Annotated in this window: 3 protein-coding genes; 2 read left to right on the top strand and 1 reads right to left on the bottom strand. The window is 69.7% G+C overall.

Going from position 1 to position 3,785, the window contains the following annotated elements; translation table 11 throughout:
- Positions 1–100: 100 nt before the first annotated feature.
- Positions 101–622, top strand: coding sequence for an Lrp/AsnC family transcriptional regulator (locus tag ACR9ZK_RS20965; protein ID WP_481343900.1), 522 nt, complete (start codon positions 101–103; stop codon positions 620–622).
- Positions 619–1,953, top strand: coding sequence for an alpha-amylase family glycosyl hydrolase (locus tag ACR9ZK_RS20960; protein WP_481343899.1), 1,335 nt, complete (start codon positions 619–621; stop codon positions 1,951–1,953). The genes ACR9ZK_RS20965 and ACR9ZK_RS20960 overlap by 4 nt, the downstream gene beginning before the upstream one ends.
- A 73-nt stretch (positions 1,954–2,026) precedes the next feature.
- Here the strand turns inward: ACR9ZK_RS20960 and ACR9ZK_RS20955 are convergent, their stop codons facing one another.
- Complete coding sequence (locus ACR9ZK_RS20955; protein ID WP_481343898.1) at positions 2,027–3,763, bottom strand: bifunctional metallophosphatase/5'-nucleotidase; 1,737 nt, start codon at positions 3,761–3,763, stop codon at positions 2,027–2,029.
- Positions 3,764–3,785 lie beyond the last annotated feature (22 nt).

Genomic DNA, 3,785 nt, shown 5'->3' with positions numbered 1-3,785 from the left:
GCGTGACCCACCGGGCCACAGTGGTCAACAGGTCGCCTCGCCGCTGGGCACAGTGCGCAAAGTGTTGCCCTTGTACCGCTCAACAGTGGACACTTTGCCCATGTCGTCCTCCGGACCCGCGTCCCGGCCACCCGTCGACGCCCTCGACTGCCGCATCCTGCTGCTGCTGCTCCACGAGCCGGGCATCGGGGTCCTCGGCGCCTCGCGCCGGCTCGGCGTCGCGCGCGGCACCGTCCAGGCCCGGCTCGACCGGCTGCAGCGCACCGGCGTCCTGCGCTCGATGGCCCCCGATGTCGACCCCGCCGCTCTGGGGTATCCCGTCACCGCCTTCTGCACCCTCGAGATCCGGCAGGGCCGCGGTGGTCACTCCCCCGTCGTCGAGCACCTCGCCGCGATCCCGGAGGTGCTCGAGGCACACACCATCACCGGGTCCGGCGACGTCCTCATCCGCATCGTCGGGCGCGACAACGCCGACCTGCAACGGGTCATCGACCGCGTCGTCGACGACGAGCTCGTCACCCGCGCCTCGACCGTCATCTCGCTCGCCACCCGTCTCGACCACCGCACCGTCCCGCTCGTCGAGCACCTGCTCGACCTCGCCCGAGGAGGCACCACCCCGTGACTGCGGACCACCAGCCCGACCAGGCACCCGACCTCACGACCCCCGTCCCCGGCGTCCGGCTCGTCCACCCCGAGTGGAGCCGGTCGGCGACCGTCTACCAGGTCAACCAGCGCAACATGACGCCCGAGGGGACGTTCCGCGCCGCGGAGGAGCACCTGCCCCGCATCCGCGACCTCGGCATCGACGTCGTGTGGCTGATGCCGGTCAACCCCATCGGCGAGCTGAACCGCAAGGGGCCGCTCGGCAGCCCCTACGCCGTGCGGGACCACCTCGGCGTCAACCCCGAGTTCGGGACGTTCGAGGACCTGCGCCACTTCGTCGACACCGCCCACGGCCTCGGCCTCAAGGTCATCCTCGACTGGGTCGCGAACCACACCGCGTGGGACAACCCGCTCACCGTGGAGCACCCGGAGTGGTACGCGCGCGACTGGAAGGGCGACTTCCGGCCGACGCCGTGGTGGGACTGGGAGGACATCATCGACCTCGACTACGACCAGCCCGGCCTGCGCCGGTACATGGCCGACGCCATGGCGTACTGGGTGCGTGAGGCCGACGTCGACGGGTTCCGCTGCGACGTCGCGGGGTTCGTCCCCCTCGACTTCTGGGAGGGTGTGCGCCGCGAGCTCGACGCCATCAAGCCGGTCTTCATGCTGGCCGAGTGGGAGTCGCGCGACCTTCACACCCGGGCCTTCGACATGACGTACGCGTGGAGCTGGAACGAGACGATGCACCGCATCGCGATGGGCAAGGCCGACGTCGAGGCGCTCAAGGTCTACTACGCGTGGAACGACCGCTTCTACCCGCGCGACGCCTACCGCATGACGTTCGTCAGCAACCACGACAAGAACGCGTGGGAGGGCACGGAGTACGAGCAGTTCGGCGACGCCCTCGAGGCGGCGACCGTCCTGTCGGTCATCGGCGAGGGCGTGCCCCTCGTCTACAACGGTCAGGAGGCGGGCAGCGACAAGCGGCTCGCGTTCTTCGACAAGGACCTCATCGAGTGGCGCGAGGACCCGCAGGGTGAGCTCTACCGCACCCTCTTCGCACTGAAGAAGGCCCACCGAGCCCTCTGGAACGGGTCGTGGGGCGGCCGGATGGTGCGCGTCCCCAACAGCGACGAGACCTCGGTCATCGCCTTCGTCCGCGCAGCCGAGGACGACCGCGTCTTCGCGGCCTTCAACCTCTCCCCCGAGCCCGCGACGGTCACCCTCGGCGAGGGCCCGCAGGCCGGCTCGTGGGTCGACGCCTTCGACGGGACGCCGGTCGCGCTCGCCGTCGGCGACACCCTGACGCTGCCGGCGTGGGGCCACCGCGTGCTCGTCGGGGCCTGACCCTCCGTCGACGTGGCAGGCCCGCCCCACCTCGTGGCCGGGCGGGCCTGTCGGCGTCGGGTGGAGCCGGAGGTCAGGCGTTCGTGACGGTGACCGGCGTGCCGTTGCTGACGAGGCGCCAGTCGGTGCTGGAGAAGGTCACCGGGTCGATGACCGTGTTCGCCGTGGCCCAGTCGATGAGCAGCTGGCGGATCTCGATCTGCCGGTTGTAGACGACCGGGGCAGTCGTGACGCCGGGGAAGCCGCCGCCACCGGACTGGCGGTAGTTGTTGATCGCCACGACGAACCGGGCGTCGGGCGCGACCGGCACTCCGGCGTAGGCGAGGCCGGTGATGCGCGAGCCGACGGCCTTGGCGATGTCGATGTCGTAGGTGAGCGGCGCGTCGAGGCCGCCCATGATGTCGTAGTTGTAGTCGGGGGTGCCGCCGGCGTTCGTGATGGTGTCGGCCGAGACGGGCCCGGTGCCCGAGTACTGCACGAAGTACGACGCGCTCTTCTCGAGGTAGTCCTTGACCTGGGCGCCGCTCAGCACGATGCCGAGCAGCGTGTTGTCGTAGATGTAGAGCCCGGCCACGTCGCGGATCGTCACGTCGCCCGCCGGGATCGCCGCGAGCTTGTTGAACGGAGCGGCGATCGAGAGCATCGGCAGTGCGCCTTCGGGCGTGCCGGCGAGGGCCTTCTTGACGGCGTCGGCCTGGACGTAGTTGATGAAGTCCATGGCCGGGGTGTCCTCGTAGCGCGAGGTGGCCGCCGACATCGCCTGCGTGCACGTGCCGATGACGCCGTTGACGTAGGCGAGGACCTTCTCGTGGGCGGCCCGGACGGCGCCCGTGACGGCGGGGTCCTCGGGCACGGCATTGGCGTTCCAGAGCCGGCCGGCGGAGTCGACGACCTGCCACTGCCCCCGGACCTTCTGCAGCGAGAGGGTCATCTCGGCCACGCGCATGCCCCAGTAGTACGGCTCGACGAGGAGGACCTGCTTGCCGGTCTGGGCGTTCGTGGCCTTGTCGACGACCTCGACGTGCGAGTGGCCGACGAGGACGGCGTCGATGCCGGGGACCTGCTCGGCCATGAGCCGGCTGGCGTTCTCGACGTAGGGCAGCGCGTCACCCCACGAGGACTTGCCGTTGGTGCCGGAGTGGCACGACACGATGACGACGTCGGCGCCGGCCGCCTTGAGGCGGGGCACGAAGACCTTGGCCTGCTCGATGATGCCGGGGAACTTCAGCTTGCCGTCGACGTTGGCCTTGTCCCAGATCGCGACGCCCGGGGTGACGAGGCCGAGGATGCCGACCTTGATCGGCTTGCGGTCCTCGAACTTGACGGTCCTGATGACCCACGGCTTGAAGGCGGGCGCGCCGGTGTCCCAGTCGACGGTGTTGGCCGACAGGAGCGGGAAGTTCAGCTGCTTCTCGAAGGCGCGCAAGGTGTCGATGCCGTAGTTGAACTCGTGGTTGCCGAGCGCGGCGGCGTCGTAGCCGACCTGGTTCATCGCGGCGGCCATCGGGTGGGTGGCGCCGCCCGTGATCGGGTCGATCTTGGCGTAGTAGTACGCGAGGGGCGTCCCCTGGATCGTGTCACCGGCGTCGAGGGTCAGCGTCGAGGCGGCGCCGAGGTCGGCGCGGCGCATCTTGATGACCGAGGACGCCTTGGCGATGCCGATGTCGTTGTGCGTCTTGTCGTCGTACTCGCGGTTGTTGAAGTAGTCCCAGTTGAAGACGTTGCCGTGCAGGTCGGTGGTGCCGAGGACGGTGAGGGTGACGACCTCCCCGTCGCTGCCGGCGAGGCGGCCGCGCTGTCTCTTATACACATCTGACGCTGCCGACGACGGA

This window comes from Monashia sp. HAY1-5C, from assembly GCF_056755255.1.
This window is presented reverse-complemented; position numbering and strand designations above follow the sequence as displayed.

Coding starts and splice junctions, on each gene's coding strand:
- ACR9ZK_RS20965 (WP_481343900.1), top strand. CDS start 101: ATGTCGTCCTCCGGACCCGCGTCCCGGCCACCCGTCGACGCCCTCGAC.